The organism is Bacillus sp. SJS, assembly GCF_000732485.2.
Lineage (GTDB): Bacteria > Bacillota > Bacilli > Bacillales > Bacillaceae > Metabacillus_B > Metabacillus_B sediminis.
The window spans coordinates 22,093-42,122 of sequence record NZ_JAQV02000026.1 but is presented as its reverse complement, the minus strand read 5'-3'; the positions used below and the strand labels follow the sequence as shown (position 1 = coordinate 42,122).

Below are 20,030 nucleotides of genomic sequence, written 5' to 3'. Positions count from 1 at the left end.
AGTACTATAACACATTGTTTGTATAGACACAAGCAGTTTTTTTTATTAGTGGAAAACAGGGTTGATAAACCAGGGCGTAAATGTGTTTTGCTAATAGGCAGTAAGCAGTAATTAGTATATAATCTCTTAGAGAATACAAAAGGGGACGAAGGAAACCATGAAAATCGGAATTAGGAATAAAATCCTATTCGGCTATGGCGTCATATTAATTTGCTTAATTATTTCAATTTTACTGATAAGCAATCAAATATCACAAATGCAAAAGCAGAGAAATTTCATAATAAATCACGATATCCAGGTTTTTGTTTTAATCGGTCAGGTTGAAAAGTCACTTCTGGAAATGCAGACCGGCCAGAGAGGCTACGCCATTACTGGAAACAATGAATATGTGAATGCCTACGAGGTTTCCAGAGATTATTTAGAAGATGATTATGCTGAGCTTTACAATTTAATCAAAGATAATCCCTCCCAGCAGGATAAACTTCAATCTATTAAGAGTTCAATCGATAATTGGATTACCAAAACAAGTGAACCGATTATCAGATTAAAAAATGATGGGCAGGATGCTCAAATCAGGAATTTCTATTCGCAAAATCCGGATGCATCTGCGATTAAGTCGGTCCGCGATCAGTTTGAGACATTCCGCGGTACTGAACTGAATTTAACGAAACAGCGGGCAGCGAGTCTCGACACGCAAAACTTATCATTGCGATACACCATGTATGGTCTGATCGTTCTCACGACAATTATTGCACTTGTGATTGGACTTGCCATTTCCAAATCCATCGTTTCTACGGTTCAGCAGGTTATTGGCAACATTAAAGCAATGACAAGCGGGGGAAATCTATCCAGCAGGCTGAATGTACGGACAAATGATGAAATAAAAGAACTGGCAATAGCCACAAATGGATTGCTGGATGTTATGGAAGACCGCAGCTGGGTGCAAACCGGCATCAATACGGTGAATACCCAGAATCAGGGGATTTCTTCCCTTGAGCCGCTTGGAGAAACCTTCCTAAAAAACCTTGCTGATATGACAGACTCGGCAATGGGTGCTTTTTATGTGAAAGACGGCGATGTTTTTGTGAAAAAAGCCGGATACGCATTTGGAACGGAAAATGCCAAAAACTCATTTGCCTATGGCGAGGGACTGGCGGGGCAGGCAGCTATTGACAAGAAGGTTGTTTGCGTTAATGATTTGGGTGCTGATTACCAGCCCATTTCCACCAGTATGGGGAATATTAAACCGAGCAGTTTGATTGTTGCGCCAATTCTTTATAAAAGCAATGCGATCGCCATTATTGAACTATCAAGCTTAGGTGATTACGAGCAAAAGCATATTGAGCTTCTTGAGGCTTTGACCGAGTCCATGGGGCTCACCGTTAACAGTGTGCTCGGCCAAATGGAGATTAAACGCCTGCTTGCTGAATCACAGGCAATGACAGAAGAACTTCAGACTCAATCAGAGGAACTGCAGACCCAATCAGAGGAACTTCAGATGCAGTCAGAAGAACTGCAAATGATCAACGAGCAGCTTGAGTCCCGGAGCGAAGATGCAGAGGACAAATCGAAAGAGCTTGAGAATGCAAAAGAGGAGCTTGAAGCTCAGGCAAAGCAGCTTATGGCTAGCTCCAAGTATAAGTCGGAGTTTTTGGCGAATATGTCTCATGAGCTAAGGACTCCGCTAAACAGCATTCTTATTTTGTCAGAAATGCTTGCAGAAAACACAGGGAAGAAGCTTGCCTTGGAAGAACAGGAATTCGCAGAAATTATCCATTCATCCGGCCAGGATCTTCTAAACTTAATTGATGAAATACTGGATCTTTCCAAAGTAGAGTCAGGAAAGCTTGAAGTTCATTTCAGCGAAGTAAATGCAGCTGGAATCCCTGAATATATTGACCGGAATTTTGCTCATATTGCTGCCCAGAAGGGACTGTATCTGAATATCACTAAATCTGATGCAGTTCCAGATATAATCTATACAGATGAAAAGCGGTTAAACCAAATTATTAAGAATCTGCTTTCTAACGCATTCAAATTTACGTCAGAAGGCGGCATCACAGTCAATATCGATACAATTCCGGAAAATCAAATCCGCCTTACAGTTAAAGATACAGGAATAGGAATACCTAAGAATAAACATGATATTATTTTTGATGCCTTTCAGCAGGGAGATGGAGCTACTGTAAGGAAATATGGGGGAACAGGACTTGGCTTATCCATCTGCAGAGAACTGGCCAAACTGCTTGGCGGCAGCATTTCACTGACAAGCGAAGAAGGGAAAGGGAGTACGTTCACATTAAGTATTCCTGTTCACCCCGATTTATCCGGTATTACAGAAGAGCAGAAAACACAGCTGGAGGCGGCCGCTGCGGCAGAAATAAAAATTGCCCCGGCAATAACTCAGGCAGAACCTGCTGCGGAGGGAAATGCTTTTGCTGGCAGAAACGTATTAATTGTCGATGACGACCACCGAAATATCTATGTACTTGAAGCAGCATTAAAAAATGAAGGCATGAACGTCATTTCAGCAGAAAACGGACAGAAATGCCTGGATATACTAAAAACAAACGACTCTATCGATTTAATCTTAATGGACATTATGATGCCTGTGATGGATGGCTACGAAACGATGAAAACCATTCGTGAGGATTATAAAATGACCGAGGTTCCAATAATTGCCTTAACAGCTAAAGCCATGAAAAATGACCGGGAAAAATGCCTTGAAGCAGGAGCCTCTGATTACATCAGCAAACCGCTTAAAATGGAACAGCTGCTTTCTGCAATGAGAGTCTGGCTTACAAACTAAAAGAGGTAAGAATATATGGAAGAAAATAAATCAACAAATACGGATGCTGCGTTATTTAGTCACCGGGAAGAAATTGAAATGGATTTGCTTCTTGAAGGGGTCTATCGTTTATCTGGCTATGATTTCCGCAACTATATGCGTTCTTCTATTGGAAGAAGGATTCAGAACCGCATGAGAATGGAGCAAATCCCTACTATATCGAGACTTCTTGAACAAGCTATTTATGAGCCGGAGATGCTCGATAAGCTGTTAAATGATTTTTCGATTAATGTAACGGAAATGTTTAGAAATCCAAGTTTTTTCAAAACCTTTCGTGAACAGGTCGTCCCGATTCTCAAAGAGCTCCCTGCGATTCGAATTTGGCACGCCGGGTGCTCTACCGGGGAAGAGGTTTATTCCATGGCGATTCTTCTTGAGGAGGAAGGCCTCGCAGAGCGTACCCATATCTTTGCAACAGATATGAACGAACGAGTCCTTGAGTTAGCCAAACAAGGAAGATTTGTGCTTAACAAGATGCAGAATTACACGAAAAACTATTTTCTATCCGGAGGCACCCGTTCATTTTCGGAGTTTTACACAACAGATGAACGATTTGCCTATTTAAAGCCGGAGCTTCTGAATAACATAAGCTTTGCTCAGCACAATCTTGTAACGGATCAATCATTTAATGAATTTCACGTCATCATCTGCAGAAATGTCCTTATTTATTTTACCGGGGCTTTGCAAAATCAGGTTCATCATCTCTTTCACGAAAGCTTATGTGATGGAGGATTTATAGGATTGGGAGATAAAGAGTCTCTGAAATTCACAGAAGTGGCTTATAATTATCAGGAGTTTAATGCCAGTGAAAAAATTTACCGGAAAATAACGTGAATTCTAAAAGCATAAAAATACCCGATCGTATTCCGGATCGGGTATTTCTTTTTTATATGGGTTATTTGTTCCCTTGAATCATCAGAAGGCACATATCATCTTTCTGAGGAGCGTCCTGTTCCTGGAAGCCGAGCAGATGGATTGGCGAGATGGCAGCACCTGACCATTTTTGACCTGCGATGTATTTAAGCTTCTCAAGCATGGTATTTTCATCTTCCCCATGATTTTCGTAAACACCGTCTGTAAACAGGAGAAGCTGAACGTTATCCGTGTAAGATAGTACTGTACTGCTAATGCTGATTTCCTCGAAAAATCCAACCGCACAGCAGCCTTTATCAAGATCAACCAGTTCGTTATCAAGCAAAGCATACCCAGGAGGATGACCTGCATTTACATATTCCACTGTTTTTGCTTCTGTATCAATCACCAGATAAATCGCCGTGAAATAATAATTATGCTCCTTCGTCTGATTTGATAAAAGTGCCATATACCGGTTCAGCTCTTCGATAACGAGAACAGGGTCGGCCAGCTGTTTAATCGAATCTCTTAACACAGAAGAGATATACATGCAAATTAGGGAAGAGGAAATACCATGACCCATCATATCAAGGAGAATAACGCCGTATTTATTCTCACTGAACCTGTGCCAATAGTACATATCTCCAGCCAATTTATTCGATGGCAAATGGGAAACATGGATGCGAATATTCTCTTCATTGAGCGGGGGATTCAATAAACTCTTTTGAATTTGCATAGCAAGATCAAGTTCATGAGAAAGTTTCTGCTCCTGCTCGGCATGCCAGTCCTTTTCCTGTTTAAGGCGAAGGGCCACTCTAATCCTTGCCAGAAGCTCTACTTTATTGATAGGTTTTGTAATGTAATCATGCCCTCCAACATCAAGCGCCTCTGCAAGTTTATTCGAGTCTTCCAGAGCAGTAACGAAGATTATTGGTATTTCACGCAAATGTTCGACCTGCTGAATTCTTCTGCACGTCTCAATTCCGTCAATTTCAGGCATCATAATATCGAGCAGGATCAAATCAGCTTCCGGCTTAGCGGCAGCTGGTGATTCCATTTTTAAATAGTCAAATAGAGCTTGAGCAGAGGAAAGAGACACATTATCCTCATAGCCTGCATTTTTCAGGATTTTTTCTACAACAAATAGATTAACTGGATGGTCATCAACAATTAGAATTTTCATTACCGGCTCCATACTTAGAATTTAATACTATTATTATACTACTAGATGATGGAAAGCGGGAGATTTGGTGTTGGACTGGCGGGAAAATCGTCTGCAGAACTAAACATGCCGGCTGAAAAACGGTCCAACGCGGCTGGAAAGAGGGCGTTTCCGGCTGGGAAAATTGGTTTGGCTGGAAAGAGCCGTGGAGCGGCTGGAAATCAGAAGGAAACGGCTGGAAACCGGCCCAGCCCGGCTGATAAAAGTACGGTTCCGGCTGGAAAAATTAGTTTGGCCGGAAAGAGCCGTGGAGCGGCCGGAAAGTAGAAGGAAACGGCTGGAAACCGGCCCAACCCGGCTGATAAAAGCACGGTTCCGGCTGGAAAAATTAGTTTGGCTGGAAAGCGCCTGAGACCGGCCGGAAAGAGGAAGAGAACGGCAGGAAAACGACCCGAACCCGCTGGAAAGAGTACGGTTCCGGCTGGAAAAAGCAGTTTGGCTGGAAAGCGCCTGAGACTGGCCGGGATCTCTGGTTTTGTTCCCATCAAAAAAACAACTATGAATAGAAAGCATAATTCTCCCCCAAATAGGGAATGAAGAAGTAGTATTATAATTGATTAGGAGGAGATTAGATGAATCAGGCGGAACTGGTTTATGATGCAAAAGCGATTTTAGCTGAAGGCCCTGTTTGGGATGACAGGGAGGGCTTGTTATACTGGATCGATATTCATGGAAAAGCCATACATATTTTCAATCCTGACACAAAAAAAGACCGTCTAATTGATACTGGAGAAAAGATTGGTGCGATTTCTCTATCTGAAAAAGGCGATTTGATTGCCGCCTTGGAGAATGGATTTTACCGGATTGATAGTAAAACGGGTAAAAAGACATTTCTTACTGATCCGGAAAGCGATAAGCCGGATAATCGATTCAATGACGGAAAATGTGATCCGACGGGGAGATTTCTTGCGGGCACGATGCAGAAAGAGGGCCAGGGTACTACGGGGGCTTTGTACAGTATGGATGAGAATCAAAAGGTCCGGAAGCTGATTAATGAAGCAGGCATTTCAAATGGTCTTGCATGGAATGAGAGCGGGGACACTTTTTATTATATTGATACTCCTACACAAAAGGTTGCTGCGTTTGATTATGATTTGAATTCAGGGAGCTTATCGAATAAACGGAAAGTGATTGAAATACCCGAGGATGAGGGCCATCCGGACGGAATGACAATCGATGCTGAAGGAAATCTATGGATTGCACATTTTAATGGATCACGTGTTTCCAGATGGAATCCAAATACGGGAGAAAAGCTTGAAGAGGTAAAGCTTCCTGTGTCACAGGTTACATGCTGTACATTCGGAGGGGAGCGGCTTGATGTATTGTACATTACAACCGGCCGTGAGAATCTGGAGGATGCTGCATTGGCTGAACAGCCGCTTGCAGGTGCCATTTTTCAATATAAAACCAATGCGAATGGAAAAAAGGCTTTTCGTTATAAAGGATAAGCGACAGAATCCGGCTCAGGCCGGTTCTTTTTTTTCTTATTCCTTTTGAAAATCATGATAAAATAAGAATGTGAGATTAATAGGGGAGGGTTTATTTATGAGTCAATTGCCGATTTCTGTACAGATGTATACATTAAGAGATGAATGTGAAAAGGATTTTTTGAAAACGCTTAACAAGGTGGCTGAAATTGGTTTTGACGGTGTGGAGTTTGCCGGGTATTACGGAGTTAATCCTGCTGAGTTGCGAAAAAACCTGGATGAGCTTAATCTGCGGGCTTCTGGAAGCCATTTCGTTCTTAAGGAGCTTGAAGAGAATTTAGAGAAACACATTGAGGCTCAGCATATATTAGGGAGTAAGCATCTGATTATTGCCTATCCTTATGACCGGATGGAGAAGGAAGCTGAATATCATGAGCTTGCCCAAAAGCTGAATGTAATGGGACAAAAAATACATGAAGCCGGACTTACGCTAAGCTATCATCATCATGAATTTGAATTGCTCACATTTGGGGATAAAACGGGTTTGGACATTTTAATGGACGAAACGAATCCGGAATGGGTACAAACAGAACTAGATGTATATTGGCTTACACATGCCGGAAAGAATCCCGCCGAATGGATTCAGAAGTACAGCAATCGCTTATCGCTCGTACATATGAAGGATATGGAAGCAAGTGAAGACAAAGCCTTCGCCGAGCTGGGTACAGGAGTAATAGATTTGCAGGCCGTTGTGCAAAAGGCTGCGGCAGCAAAAGCTGAATGGCTTGTAGTTGAACAGGATGTGTGCAAAAGGCCTCCGCTTGAAAGCATTTCAATCAGCTATCAGTATTTAAATGATCTCAAGGTTAAAGGGGTTTAATAATCCACGACACTGGAGTTCTTAGCTGAATATATGAGTGAATAAGAGCATGATTACACAAAAGAAGCTGTTTCTATACAGCTTCTTTCTTTTTTGGAAAAAATTGATTGACGGGATAGGTGTATTACATATATAGTACAAATATAAAGTGTGTGAACCAAGTAGTACACACAGTTTGAGTGTGGAGGTGTATGATGAGTACGATTTTTAATAATAGAGACCCTGTTTACCTTCAGGTGGTCCGCTACTTCAAAGAGCAAATCGCCACCGGAAAGCTAAAGGCAGGGCAGGAAATTCCGTCCAGGAGGGAGATTGCAGGAATGCTGAGTATTAACCCCAATACGGCGCAAAAAGCGTACAAGGAAATGGAAGAGCAGCAATTGATTTTTACAGAGAGAAATGTTCCAAGCAAAGTAACAACCGATACCTCCATTTTAAATCGCGTACGGGAGGAACTGATTATGGAGGCGGTTGATTCGTTTATCCAATCCATAAAACCAATACAGGTTCCTGTAGAGGAGCTTGTCCAAATTATTCATGAGAAATACAGTCAGACCGAATAGCAGGGGGGATCAAAATGATTGAAGTAAAAGGGATAAAAAAGAAATTCGGATTTAAAACGGTACTGGATAAAGTAACATTTGAAGCCGCCAAGGGTGAGATTACTTGTTTAATAGGGATTAATGGGGCAGGAAAGACAACGGCACTAAAAGCCATCATGGGGCTTACTCCCTTCCAGTCCGGTAATATTCTGATTGATGGAGAAAAGCTGAATAAAAAAACGCTGGAGAAAATTACGTACATACCGGATACGCCGATCATGCAGCCCGGAATGACAATCCAGCAGTTCATGGAATTTATGGAGGATTTTTATCCGAACTGGAACCGGGAACGGGCATTTGAGCTTCTTCATTTCTTTAAATTGAATAAAGGGGACAAAATTTCATGCCTTTCAAAAGGAAATGCAGCGAAAGCAAGCTTGCTTATGGGCTTGTCGCTTGATACCGACTATCTCCTGATGGATGAGCCTTTTTCAGGAATTGATATTTTCAGCAGGGAACAGATCACCAATGTATTCACAAGCCATTTGATTGAGGGGCGGGGCGTCATTATTACCACCCATGAAATTCAGGACATTGAGCATCTGATTGATCGGGTGGTTCTTCTTGAAAATGGGAGAGTCTGCAAACAATTTAATGCAGAGGATATGAGAATCTCAGAAGGCAAATCTGTAATTGATGTGATGAGAGAGGTGTATAACGCATGAATCGCTTTTTAAAGCTTGTGAACTTCGAGGTAAATCGGTTTGCGAAAATCTATTTTGGACTGATTATTCTAACCATTCTCGGACAAATGATCGCGGTGTTCATGGAATCAAATAACCTGGTCCGGCATGCAACTGAATACATGGGAAAACAAAGAATTAGTGCTGAACAATACGTTTCGACCATGCAGCCGCTGAGTTTCTCATCCATTGTAAACAGTTTGTTCTATATGGGACCTATACTCCTCTCAATATGCGCGCTATTATTTTACGTTTTTTTTATCTGGTACAGAGATTGGTTTGCCAACAATGCATTTATGTACAGGCTGCTGATGATTCCGGTTTCCAGAATGAATATTTACTTTGCTAAAACCGCGGCGATTCTCTTAATGATCTTTGGTCTGGTGGCACTTCAACTTCTGTTATTACCATTCGAATTTTCCATTTATCAATCCATTGTTCCGCAGGATTTGAGGGGCCTTACCCCGCTTTCATACGTTATGAATTCCAACGCTGTACTCAGTATGATCGTCCCTTCCACCTTTCTGGAATTTGTTTTGTACTATGGCGCTGGAATTACACTGGTACTTGTATTAAATACGATCATCCTGTTTGAAAGAAGCTATAAATGGCTTGGTGCAGGAATTGGGATTGGATATGGTGTTCTGGCTTGCTTAGTTGCTTTAATCCCGGTGTTTTTGGCCGGAACATTGGACCAGTTATATCCAATTGAAATCATATATATCGGGATAGCCTGTGTGGGTGCAATTGCGGTTCTATCTGTCTTTATGAGCCGATTCCTGCTGGCTAAGAAGATTACGGTATAAGGAGCATATATAATGAAAAAATATTGGAAAACGATGCTGATCACCATCATCGCAGTTTTAGGAATAGGGTCCTTTTATGTCCAGTCTGCTTATACAAAAAGCCTTCTTCCTGATTTCAAGATAAAAACAGAGAGCGGAAGCAAAGACATTGGAAGCAGTATTTCTTTATTCGGCAGCTATTACATGAAGGATAATCAAGAATATACAAATGAGAGCCTCCGCATTACGGAAAAGGGATCGGAATACCACAGCCGTCTTTCGATCATCGACCAGCAGGACAGAAGATGGTTTGGTAATACAGATTTCGAGAGAATTCATAAAGATTACCGGGATTTTATGAGAGGCAATAAAGAGTTTGGAGAAATATTTGAAGACGAAAAATGGCTTGTGAGCGCTCAATTGGCTCAGGAGGAAGAGGAAAAGAGAGTGTTCACTTTTGCCATAATGGACAAAAATACAAAAAAACAAATGAAGTTTGATGCAAAGATTCCTGTACAGGATCGATCTTTGTTCTATGTAACGGATGTTCAGAGAGTAAATAATCAACTAAAGGTACTTGTCTATGGAAGTTCAGATGCAAACAGGGAAAATTACACACTATACACGTTTAATATAAAGAGCCGGGAGCTAGCTGCAGAACAGCGTTTCGGCGAGACAGAAACGAAGAATAAAGAAAACTATTATATCACCTTATTCAATGAATTGGATCCGTTAAGACAAAGCGATTACACTGCATATATTAAAAATTATTACAAGCAGGATGGTGAAGACAATCAGCTCGAGCGGAGAGAGTATTATGTAATAAACAATAAAACTGGAACAGAGGAAAAAATATCTCTGCCTTCCAGTAAGGGTGAGATTCAGGATCTGTTCCTTGAGAATTCGCACGTGTACTATACTGTTTCTGAAAATGGAAAAATGAAAGCACTCCGTTATGACATCAAAGCTGGAAAAATTGATCTGGAAAGGTTTATCCCTATTTCTAAGAAATCCTTTGAAGCCGTCGACTTTAAGGAAGGTGTTATGTACGCCGCAGGTAAGAAGAATTCAAATGAATCCTATATAAAAGCCTTCAGCATGAAAACGGGTGAAGAAGTGTATTCAGGGAAGATCGTAAATCGTTCAGTAAAAGCAAATATGACTCTAGACATTCATTCAATTTCTATACCAAGAAACTAAGAGGCAACGCCCTGAAAAGAACAGCAAAAAAGGACATCCATTAGATGTCCTTTTTTGCTGAAACGATCGCTTGAGATAAAGTGGAGCGGATATTGGTTTTCTCAAAAGAAAGCCCAAGCTGCATAGCTGTCATGGCAATTTCAGGACGGATGCCTGAGATTGTAGTCTTAACGCCTATTAAATTTAGGGTATCAATGAGCTGGAAAATTTGCTGAGCGACCATCGTATCAATGATCACAACACCTGATAAATCGATAAAAAGATGTTCAACACCCTTTTGTGAGCATTGTTCCAGCGTATTTTCAAGAATAATTTTAGCCCTTGCTGTATCAATATCCCCTACAAGCGGCAAAAGAGCATCTTTATTGGCGAGGCTAATAACAGGAGAACTAAGCTCGTAAATCATTTCCTGCTGTGCTTTAAGCAGCTGTTTTGAATTGTTCTCGGCTTCCTCTACAAATTTTAAAACGGCAATATCAAAGACTTCCAGCACTTTGTTCATCCAATCATTAGCCAGTTCGCGCGAAACATCATCACGGTGCTCATGAATAAATGCGTTGATCAGTTTGATATACTGCTTGCGGACTCTTTTAAATTCTCTAATAACCAAGTAATTAGGCGTTCTAAGATGGGCTCCGTCCTTTGCAATTTGATGAACCCATTCGTAGAATTTAACTAAGAATGTTTCTTTATCCTCTATAAATATATCAGGTGCATGCATATGGAATTCCAAATTTTGTGCTTTTAATCCCTTAATCACTTCAGGGTCTTTAGAACCATAAACAGTAGAAGGATCATAATTTTCCAGCGTACTGTACCAGTCCTCAGTAAGATTATTAGCATGCTGGCGGAAGTAGTCGCGAAGCGCCTGATTCATATCCATAAATTTCACCCCTAAATAATAAACTCTATTCATTAGTTTACCAGAAAAAAGAAAGAGTTTGTGATATGGGGAAAAATAATAGGGGAAACAGTTGGTAGCAAGTAGTGCAAACCATGCTTTCCCTAGGATCCACCGTCCTATTCGAGAAGGAATATCCAGATGGATGTTTTTGCAGTAAAACACTTTATTGATTTCCCGAGGCTTAACTAGCTTTGAAAGACCATTCCAGCAGCCGCCAAGAAATAAAGGTTGGTTAATACCCTGCGATACTATTTTCTTCATTTCTCTTCATAAATTCAGGAAATAGCCGATTTATATAAATGTAGCAGTAATCAGAGGAGGCCCACAAAAATGAGATTAAAGGATAAAGTAAGTGTTGTAACAGGCGGAGCAGAAGGAATCGGCAGAGAAACAGCGATAAGACTTGCAAAAGAGGGCTCAAAAGTAATTGTTTCTGATTTTAATGAAGAACTAGGAGAGCTTACAGTTCGCGATATTCAAGAAAGCGGCGGAGAAGCGCGCTTTTTCAAAGCAGATGTAACAAGCTTTGAACAAGTAGAAGCACTTGTAGAATTCACGGTACAGACGTTCGGGAATATTCATGTAATGTTCAATAATGCGGGAATCGGAATTACAAAACCATTTTTAGATCATTCACCTGAGGATTATCATAAGGTTGTAAATGTGAATCAGCATGGTGTTTATTATGGAATGCTTGCGGCAGCCCGGAAAATGAAGGATCTGGGTACGGAAGGCGTGATTATTAACAATGCTTCTGTGTTCGGATTTGTCGGAACACTTGGAATTACGGGCTATCAGGCTGCAAAAGGTGCGGTTGTTATGCTGACAAAGCATGGTGCACTTGAACTCGCCCCTCATGGAATCCGAGTAGTAGGAATTGGCCCTGCAGCGGTTAATACTAAAATTGTTCAGGGGTACAGAGATGCTGGATTGCTTGAATATATGAAAAAGCAGCAGCTTACCAGAAAGCTGATTGAGCCTGAAGAAATTGCTGCTGTAACAGCTTTCCTGGCAACAGATGAAGCTCGCTCTCTTAATGGATCCATCGTAATGGCGGATGATGGATTTGCAAGTTTTAAATCAGATATCAGGCCTTAACATACACCAGGCGGCAGTACGGCTGCCGCTTGTCTTTTAAATTATTCGGGTAAAAGGGGTATTCACATGCAAAATGTTCAGCAAATGATTGAAGCGGACATCAAAAAGAAAAATGTATTAATGTACACAGCTTTCTCCATATCACTTGTTCTTGCTCTATTAAAATCGATTGGAACGAAAGAAACAGAAACGATCATCCTCTTTGCAGCAGAACTTATCCTATTTACAGCTGTTTTCTTCCTATTCCAAAAGATCCTCAAAAAATATCTTCTTTTTCCTTATGCAAGTGTGGTTCTGGTAAACGTGTTTACGATCACGGGAATTTTTGTTGCTGGAGGAGGATGGACTGTAGTAGTTGTCACCTTCTTTTTGGCGATTTTTGCAGTTGTACATTTCCAAAAACTGATTTTCGCGATTGGATTTACACTTGGTTTAGTTACCATTATTCTTGCAGGCATGTACAGTGCGAAGGAATTGGCCTCGATTCAGACGAACATCGCCACAGTTATTCTTGCCTATGTACTGTCAGGTCTGATTTTGTCTGTACTCATCCATTTAAATAGGCAACAGTCGGAACATGTTCGTCAGCTTGTTATTGAAACAGAAGCGAAAGCGGCAGAAGAGAGCAGTCAAGCGGCTCAGCTTCATGACAGTATGAAACATATTCTTGAAAGTGTTTCCGTTGCAAGCGAACGCATTCAAAGCAACCTTAGAGCTCAGAGTGATATGAAGGCAGGGATCAATGAAATGGCTGCTGGAAGCTATCAGCAGACAGAGCAAATTTCAAATATTTCTCAAAACACCTCTGTTTCCCATGAAATGATGATGAAGCTGAGCAATCAAATGAAAGAGCTTTTAGAGGAAGCGGAACAAACGCGTAAAATAACTGGGGAAGGAGAAAGCAAGGTTTCCCATTTTACTCAGGATGTTACGGAGATTAAAGTGACGATTTCGGACCTTAACCAATCGTTTCATGAGCTGAGTGAAAAGGTAAAAGAAACCAACACTTTCTCCAACAGCATTAAACAAATTTCGGAACAAACCAATCTTTTGGCTTTGAATGCATCCATTGAAGCTGCACGGGCGGGCGAAGCTGGAAAAGGATTTTCAGTCGTTGCAGAAGAAATCCGCAAGCTTGCTGAAATGACAAACAAAACAGCTGAAAGTATAACAGCCAATTTAATGCAAGTTAACCAAGATAATTCACTTACCCTGAAAAAAATGGAGGAAAGCGAAAGGAAAATTGTAAAGGTTTTAGACTCATCTGAAGATGTTGGTAAATATTTTGAAACGCTGAAGAGAATGATCCAGAAAATGAATGAAGATTTTCTTCATACAGAAAAAGTGTACAGCAAAGTGGTTGACAGCAGCTCAGAAGTAGAAAAATCAACAGCAGAGCTTGCTGCGATTATTGAAGAGTCGAGTGCAGGACTCGAAGAAATGAATGCTTCTGTCGAAACGCTCACCGCTGATAATGAAATGATTTCTGGCTTAATGATTCAGACCTCAGGCAAAGCGAAAGAAATTATGAGTGTGCGTTAAATTTAATTGTTTTCATACGGTATGTGTGGATTGTAAATACTGCAGGACTCCTTGCAAGCGCAGTGCATCAGGAAGGCTAAAGGTTTGAGCACCCCTGAAAGAATATCCGTGTCATCTGCCGTTGAATTAAAATAGCCAATTACTAAAAGGAGCCTGCAGAAGGCTCCTTTTTACTCGTGAAAAAAAATGCTAGAATTATTACAATGTAATGTCTCTTTCGCAGGAGGCTAATGGGTAGTTTAATTCCATTTTTAAGAATGCTGTGCAGAATTTGCAGCATGGGATGGCTCCTGCTGAGTATAAAGATGGGTTTAAAATAAATGAAAGTCAGGTGAAATATGAAAGGTGAAGAAAGTGAATTAGAGGAATTACGAGATGAAATTAGAGCGCTGAACCAGAAGGTAACGGACTGCGACCAGTTAATAAAGGATTTATCTGCCCCCATTATCCCTTCTATTGTACCTGAGACCATTCTGATTCCATTTACGGGAAGGCTGGATGCGGATCGTTTCGAGCTGATGATCACGAAGATTACCGAGTACACTTTTTCTGCAAATGTGAGTACTGCGGTCATTGATTTTACTGCTATATCCAAAAAGGAGATAGGGGAAATTTCTATTTTTGGGAGATACATTGAAAATCTGACTTCAACTTTAAAACTCATGGGTGTACAAGTACTGTTTGTTGGCTTTACCCCTGCTATTACACAAATTCTTGCAGAGTCCGGTATGGCTTTTGTGAAGGAGTTGAACACTTTCTCATCCTTCCGCACAGCTTTGCAATATTTAATGAAGGAAAAAGGCATGGTTTTTCAGAAAATTAATGAGAGTTAAATGTTTTCAGTTGTTTTCTTTAAATGAATAAACACGTTTGTAATCCATTTTGCAATTACTGCAACACTGAAATAGCCGATAAACAAAGTTAAATAGCTTGCTCCGCGATTCAGCTGAAAAAGCTCAGCAGCAACCATGATTGGTTTAAAGATAAAGGACATGAATGCACTGTACAAAGCCATATAGAGATAATAGTTTTTGTTATGTTTCAGCACCCATTGATAAATGAGCATGTAAGAGACGGGAGCCAAAGAAACGTCCAGCGCAAAACTCACAGGGAGAAAAGGGATCAGCTTGTAGGGAAATAACCAATAACCCTGGCTGGCACCAAATGCGTCAATATAGACATACCAGACATGGGTACTATATCCGTAAAAACCAAGAAAAAAGGCCTTTTTCCTGTTTATAGCAAAATAAAGAAGAATGAGCGGGAGAATTAGGAAGCCGATATTCAGCCAAAACTGCCAGGTATGAAAGGATGAATAAGTGAGCCAGTAATGGAGCCATGCTTTTGTATGCTCCAGCTGGAGTGATTGGATTGTATCTAAGAGTTCCTTCTGATGATTTCCCATATTCTCCTCCATGATTTTAATTGATAAAGTTAGTTTTACGGTCTTTTGGCCGTTTCATGCATGAATCGGCTAATATTTCAAAAGGAGGTTTGGGATGAAAAAGCTTTTTAATAAAAAAATTGTTTTTGCAGGACAGAGAAAAGCAGAAGAAATAAAATCAATCATCGAAAATTATGGGGGAACGTATCTTCATCGTCCTGCTCAAGGAACCGTTTTCTTAAATGACGAACAGCTTGAGAAAGACGTTCGGAACATTATAAGCGGTTATTTTGACTGGATTATTTTAACGACAGGGATGGGATCTGAGGCTCTTTTAAAGAAGGCTGCAGAAATAAATGCAGAAAAAGCATTCTTAGAAGAATTAAGAAGGCTTTCAATTGGAATCCGGGGATATAAAACCGCCAAATTTCTTGCCGGCATGAATCTTGAATCAGCAGTTAGAGATGATGATGGGAGCAACGACGGTCTGCTTAGGGAATTGAGAAAGCATCACTTCAGCGGAAAGAAAGTAGCTATTCAGCTTCATGGCGAGCGCGCTCCTAAACTGATCGAATTTTTCAAAGAACAAGGAGCCGAATGTGTGGAAATCCAGCCGTACCTCCACGTTCCTCCTAATGAAGAAACAATGAAGTCTCTGGTGAATGAAATTCTTCAGAATGATATTGATGCTGTTTATTTCACAAGCAAGCCTCAAGGAAGGTTTCTGATGGAATTCGCTAGAAAGAATGGAGTAGCTGAAGAAGTGACACAAGCGTTTTCCGAGCATGTTGTTGCTTTAGCAGTTGGAAAGGTAACGGCACAGACTTTAAAGGAAGAGGGAATTAACAGACTGGTTGTGCCTGATCATGAACGGATGGGCAGTGCAATTGTGGAGCTTGGGAAATATTATGAGGATAGGAAGGAATGAAGGCAGCCTGATTGGGCTGTTTTTTTGCTGTCTAAAAGTGAGCGATTTTAGGAATAGGACCGAATAGTTTTCAAATTCAGTTTATTTCTAATAGGTTGGGGAAAGGAAAATGATAGAAGTTCTTTTTTCGAAATTTTTCAGCGGAGAGGAAGAGGAGACATTGCCGGAAACATTTAATGTGAAAATAAACGGGATTGATGCAATAGCGAGTGAAGATCAGACGATTCTTGAGCTTTTGTCGGCTTCTTCAATTGAGGTACCGAACGTTTGCTATCATCCAAGTCTTGGAGCAATCGAAACATGTGATACATGTTTAGTAAAGGTGAATGGAGAATTTGTAAGATCCTGTTCTTCCACACTTAAAGATGGTGACACGGTTGATACGGACTCGAAACCTGTAAAAGAAGCGCAGATTATCGCCATGGACCGGATACTGAAAAATCACGAGCTTTACTGTACGGTTTGTGATTACAACAACGGCGGATGTGAAGTACATAATACGGTTAAAGAAATGAAAATTAATCATCAAAGCACACCTTTTGCACAAAAACCTTACCCTGTTGATCATTCCCATCCATTTTACCGGTATGATCCTGATCAGTGCATTCTTTGCGGAAGGTGTGTTGAAGCTTGTCAGAATGTTCAGGTAACAGAAACACTTTCAATTGATTGGGAGCGCGAAAAACCGCGCGTTATCTGGGACAATGATGTTCCTATTAATGAATCTTCCTGTGTTTCCTGCGGTCACTGCTCCACAGTATGTCCATGCAACGCCATGATGGAAAAAGGAATGGAAGGCGAAGCGGGGTATATGACGGATATCCAAAAAGAAACCCTTCGTCCAATGATTGAAATTACCAAAAATGTTGAAACAGGCTACGGATCAATCTTAACGATATCAGATATGGAATCGGCAATGCGCGAGGAAAGAATCAAGAAAACGAAAACGGTCTGCACATATTGCGGAGTAGGATGCAGTTTTGACATCTGGACAAAAGGCCGGGATATTTTAAAAGTAGAGCCTCAGGCTGAAGCGCCTGCTAACGGAATTTCTACGTGTGTTAAAGGGAAATTCGGCTGGGATTTTGTAAACAGCGAAGAGCGGCTGACCAAGCCGCTGATCCGCGAAGGCGATGAATTCCGTGAAGCCGAATGGGAAGAAGCTCTAGCATTGATTGCTGGCAAGTTCACGGAAATAAAAAATGAGCATGGACCTGGCGCTTTAAGCTTTATCAGCTCTTCAAAATGTACAAATGAAGAGTCTTATTTAATGCAGAAGCTTGGAAGAGCGGTCATAGGAACGAACAACATTGACAACTGTTCAAGATATTGCCAAACCCCCGCTACGATGGGGTTGTTCAGGACGGTAGGCCATGGAGGAGATTCAGGAGGAATTAAGGATATAGAAATGTCTGACCTGGTTCTGGTAATTGGCTCCAACACGTCTGAATCTCATCCCGTTTTATCTACAAGAGTGAAGCGGTCCCACAAGCTTCATAATCAAAAATTAATCGTTGCCGACTTAAGAAAACATGAAATGGCTGAGCGTTCCGATTTATTTGTAAAACCTAATCCAGGATCTGATATTGTATGGCTCTCTGCCGTGACTAAATATATCGTGGATCAGGGCTGGGCTGATGAAACCTTTTTAGCAACCAAGGTGAATGGCTTGAAGGATTATGTTAGAAGTCTTGAACCGTATACGATGGAATATGCCTCCGAAGCTACAGGGATCAGCATTGCCGATTTAATTAGAATAGCGGAAATGATTCATGAAGCAAAAACGGTTTGTGCTTTGTGGGCAATGGGAGTTACCCAGCATCTTGGAGGAAGCGATACAAGTACAGCTATCTCTAACCTTCTGTTAATTACCGGGAACTACGGGAAGCCGGGGGCTGGATCCTACCCGCTCCGCGGACACAACAATGTACAGGGGGCAAGTGATTTTGGAAGTATGCCGGACCGTTTCCCATCCTATGAAAAGGTAACAGATCCATCGGTCCGCAGCAAATATGAAAAGGCTTGGGGAGTCGATCTGCCAGCTGAACCCGGATTGAATAACCATGAAATGATTGCTGCTATCCATGACGGAAACCTGAAGGCGATGTATGTCAAAGGCGAAGAAATGGGAATTGTCGACTCCAACATCAATTATGTGCAGGCAGCATACGAAAAGCTGGACTTCTTTGTTGTACAGGATATTTTCTTTACCCGTACCGCACAATTTGCTGATGTTGTTCTTCCTGCAAGCCCAAGTCTTGAAAAAGAAGGGACGTTTACGAATACAGAGCGCAGAATTCAGCGTCTTTACCAGGTGCTTGAACCCCTTGGAGACTCTAAGCCGGACTGGAAGATTATTATGGAGATTGCAAATAGACTGGGTGCCGGATGGACCTATGATCATCCGAGTGAAATTATGGCGGAAGCTGTTCAGCTTGCACCGCTGTTTGCGGGAGTAACCTATGACCGCTTGGAAGGATACAAAAGCCTTCAATGGCCAGTTGCGGAAGATGGAACGGATACCCCGCTTCTTTTTACCGATGGATTTCCATTTCCTGATGGAAAGGCTCGGCTTGTTCCGCTTGCGTGGACTCATCCTCTTTCCTATGAATCTGAATATGACGTTCATGTGAATAACGGGCGTCTTCTTGAACACTTCCATGAAGGGAATATGACCTATAAATCAAAAGGAATTACAGGGAAAACGCCAAGGACCTTCCTGGAAGTATCTGCGGCATTAGCAGAGGAGAAAGGGATAAAAACCGGATCACTAGTCAGACTTGTCACCCCTTACGGTCAGGTGAAAGTGCAGGCGCATATAACAGACAGAGTTCGCGGCAAGGAAGTTTATCTCCCGATGAACGACAGCGGGGAAGCAGCCATTAATCTGCTGACAAGCAGCTATGCGGACAAAGATACGGATACTCCGGCATACAAAGAAGTGAAGGCGAAGCTTGAAGTGCTCGAAGCTGAAGGAATCGATCCGCTGCCGAAGGTGAACCACCGGAACGGAAATCCGAAGCCTCAAACAGGGGTGGAAGTTCAAAGAAAATGGGCCCGGAAGGATTATGTCTTCCCGGGAGATTTAGTGAAAAAGGAGCGAAACCATAATGGCTAATGCGACCACTAAAATCAAAAGGCTTGAGTTGAGTGAAGAGGATCAGCGGAAAAAAGACTTGCGTGAAGTGGAAGATGCGTTAGTCTCCAATAAAACAGCCATCCTGGAATCGCTGCAGCTTATGCAGCACATGCAGGATCGAGGGATATTGTCTCTACTAAACGGTTTATTCGGGCAGGGAGATAAAGTATTGCACGTCCTGGTGAAGGCACTCGATAAACCGGAAAATACAAACACACTGAAAAACATGCTGCTTATGCTAGGCGTACTCGGCACCGTCAATGTACAGCAGCTGGAACCCCTTTTGATTAAATTGAACAAAGGGGTGGAAAGGGTAGCGGAAAAAAAGGATACAGATCATAAAACCGGTTATCTGGATATCGTCCGCTCACTGAAGGACCCGGAAATTAATAGAGCTGTAACCTTGATGCTGACGTTTTTAAAAGGGGTCGGCGAGGAAACCGAGCATATGGAAAAAAACAAGCAGCAGGAAGCCGGCGAAAGGGTAGACCGGGGAGAAAATGCATAATAGGTTCAATGGACAGGTACATGGCAGA

17 protein-coding genes and 1 pseudogene are annotated in these 20,030 nt (G+C 41.6%); 14 read left to right on the top strand and 4 right to left on the bottom strand.

Features of this window, described 5'->3' with window-relative positions:
• Nucleotides 1-157 precede the first annotated feature (157 nt).
• Nucleotides 158-2,809 carry an ATP-binding protein gene (locus AS29_RS16280; RefSeq protein ID WP_035412228.1) on the top strand — a complete coding sequence of 884 codons (2,652 nt, stop codon included), beginning with the start codon at nt 158-160 and terminating at the stop codon, nt 2,807-2,809.
• A gap of 15 nt (nt 2,810-2,824) precedes the next feature.
• Complete coding sequence (locus tag AS29_RS16275; RefSeq protein ID WP_035412226.1) at nt 2,825-3,682, top strand: CheR family methyltransferase; 858 nt, start codon at nt 2,825-2,827, stop codon at nt 3,680-3,682.
• Nucleotides 3,683-3,743: 61 nt separating this feature from the next.
• Here the strand turns inward: AS29_RS16275 and AS29_RS16270 are convergent, their stop codons facing one another.
• Entirely contained in the window at nt 3,744-4,883 is a 1,140-nt protein-coding gene (locus AS29_RS16270) for a PP2C family protein-serine/threonine phosphatase (RefSeq protein ID WP_035412223.1), read from the bottom strand.
• Between the two features lie 99 nt (nt 4,884-4,982).
• Nucleotides 4,983-5,435, bottom strand: a complete 453-nt coding sequence (locus tag AS29_RS16265) for a hypothetical protein (RefSeq protein ID WP_035412221.1) — start codon at nt 5,433-5,435, stop codon at nt 4,983-4,985.
• Nucleotides 5,436-5,494: 59 nt separating this feature from the next.
• Between AS29_RS16265 and AS29_RS16260 the strand changes: the two genes are divergently transcribed.
• From AS29_RS16260 to AS29_RS16235, 6 genes are all read left to right on the top strand, one after another.
• The gene (locus AS29_RS16260; protein WP_035412217.1) at nt 5,495-6,370 is read left to right on the top strand and encodes an SMP-30/gluconolactonase/LRE family protein; all 876 of its coding nucleotides are present in this window, start codon (nt 5,495-5,497) and stop codon (nt 6,368-6,370) included.
• Between the two features lie 97 nt (nt 6,371-6,467).
• The gene (locus AS29_RS16255; protein WP_035412215.1) at nt 6,468-7,229 is read left to right on the top strand and encodes a sugar phosphate isomerase/epimerase family protein; all 762 of its coding nucleotides are present in this window, start codon (nt 6,468-6,470) and stop codon (nt 7,227-7,229) included.
• A gap of 194 nt (nt 7,230-7,423) precedes the next feature.
• Nucleotides 7,424-7,792 (top strand): GntR family transcriptional regulator, encoded by a 369-nt coding sequence (locus AS29_RS16250; protein WP_035412212.1) that lies wholly within the window; start codon nt 7,424-7,426, stop codon nt 7,790-7,792.
• Between the two features lie 14 nt (nt 7,793-7,806).
• On the top strand, nt 7,807-8,496 hold the full coding sequence (locus tag AS29_RS16245) for an ATP-binding cassette domain-containing protein (RefSeq protein WP_035412209.1): 690 nt from the start codon (nt 7,807-7,809) through the stop codon (nt 8,494-8,496).
• Complete coding sequence (locus AS29_RS16240; RefSeq protein ID WP_035412206.1) at nt 8,493-9,320, top strand: hypothetical protein; 828 nt, start codon at nt 8,493-8,495, stop codon at nt 9,318-9,320. The genes AS29_RS16245 and AS29_RS16240 overlap by 4 nt, the downstream gene beginning before the upstream one ends.
• 12 nt (nt 9,321-9,332) lie before the next feature.
• Nucleotides 9,333-10,499 carry a hypothetical protein gene (locus tag AS29_RS16235; protein WP_035412203.1) on the top strand — a complete coding sequence of 389 codons (1,167 nt, stop codon included), beginning with the start codon at nt 9,333-9,335 and terminating at the stop codon, nt 10,497-10,499.
• A gap of 40 nt (nt 10,500-10,539) precedes the next feature.
• Here the strand turns inward: AS29_RS16235 and AS29_RS16230 are convergent, their stop codons facing one another.
• A complete protein-coding gene (locus AS29_RS16230) occupies nt 10,540-11,382 on the bottom strand; it encodes an STAS domain-containing protein (RefSeq protein ID WP_035412201.1) in 843 nt (280 codons plus the stop codon).
• A 351-nt stretch (nt 11,383-11,733) separates the two neighbouring features.
• On the opposite strand from AS29_RS16230, the gene AS29_RS16225 reads away from it, so the two are divergent.
• From AS29_RS16225 to AS29_RS16215, 3 genes and pseudogenes are all read left to right on the top strand, one after another.
• Nucleotides 11,734-12,501, top strand: a complete 768-nt coding sequence (locus AS29_RS16225; protein WP_035412199.1) for an SDR family NAD(P)-dependent oxidoreductase — start codon at nt 11,734-11,736, stop codon at nt 12,499-12,501.
• 1,029 nt (nt 12,502-13,530) lie between these two features.
• Nucleotides 13,531-14,043: pseudogene (locus AS29_RS22090) on the top strand (methyl-accepting chemotaxis protein); the annotation flags it as partial.
• Between the two features lie 338 nt (nt 14,044-14,381).
• Complete coding sequence (locus tag AS29_RS16215) at nt 14,382-14,876, top strand: STAS domain-containing protein (protein WP_035412193.1); 495 nt, start codon at nt 14,382-14,384, stop codon at nt 14,874-14,876.
• Here the strand turns inward: AS29_RS16215 and AS29_RS16210 are convergent.
• Nucleotides 14,873-15,448, bottom strand: a complete 576-nt coding sequence (locus AS29_RS16210) for a CBO0543 family protein (protein ID WP_035412189.1) — start codon at nt 15,446-15,448, stop codon at nt 14,873-14,875. The genes AS29_RS16215 and AS29_RS16210 overlap by 4 nt on opposite strands.
• Nucleotides 15,449-15,542: 94 nt before the next feature.
• Here AS29_RS16210 and AS29_RS16205 point away from each other — a divergent pair, with 94 nt between their 5' ends.
• The 3 genes from AS29_RS16205 (at nt 15,543) to AS29_RS16195 (ending at nt 20,002) form a co-directional block, all read left to right on the top strand.
• Nucleotides 15,543-16,355 carry a uroporphyrinogen-III synthase gene (locus AS29_RS16205; protein WP_035412186.1) on the top strand — a complete coding sequence of 271 codons (813 nt, stop codon included), beginning with the start codon at nt 15,543-15,545 and terminating at the stop codon, nt 16,353-16,355.
• Between the two features lie 109 nt (nt 16,356-16,464).
• Nucleotides 16,465-19,473 carry a formate dehydrogenase subunit alpha gene (gene fdhF / locus AS29_RS16200; protein ID WP_082883891.1) on the top strand — a complete coding sequence of 1,003 codons (3,009 nt, stop codon included), beginning with the start codon at nt 16,465-16,467 and terminating at the stop codon, nt 19,471-19,473.
• Complete coding sequence (locus AS29_RS16195; protein ID WP_035412183.1) at nt 19,466-20,002, top strand: DUF1641 domain-containing protein; 537 nt, start codon at nt 19,466-19,468, stop codon at nt 20,000-20,002. Before fdhF ends, AS29_RS16195 begins: the two co-directional genes overlap by 8 nt.
• Nucleotides 20,003-20,030: the final 28 nt, after the last annotated feature.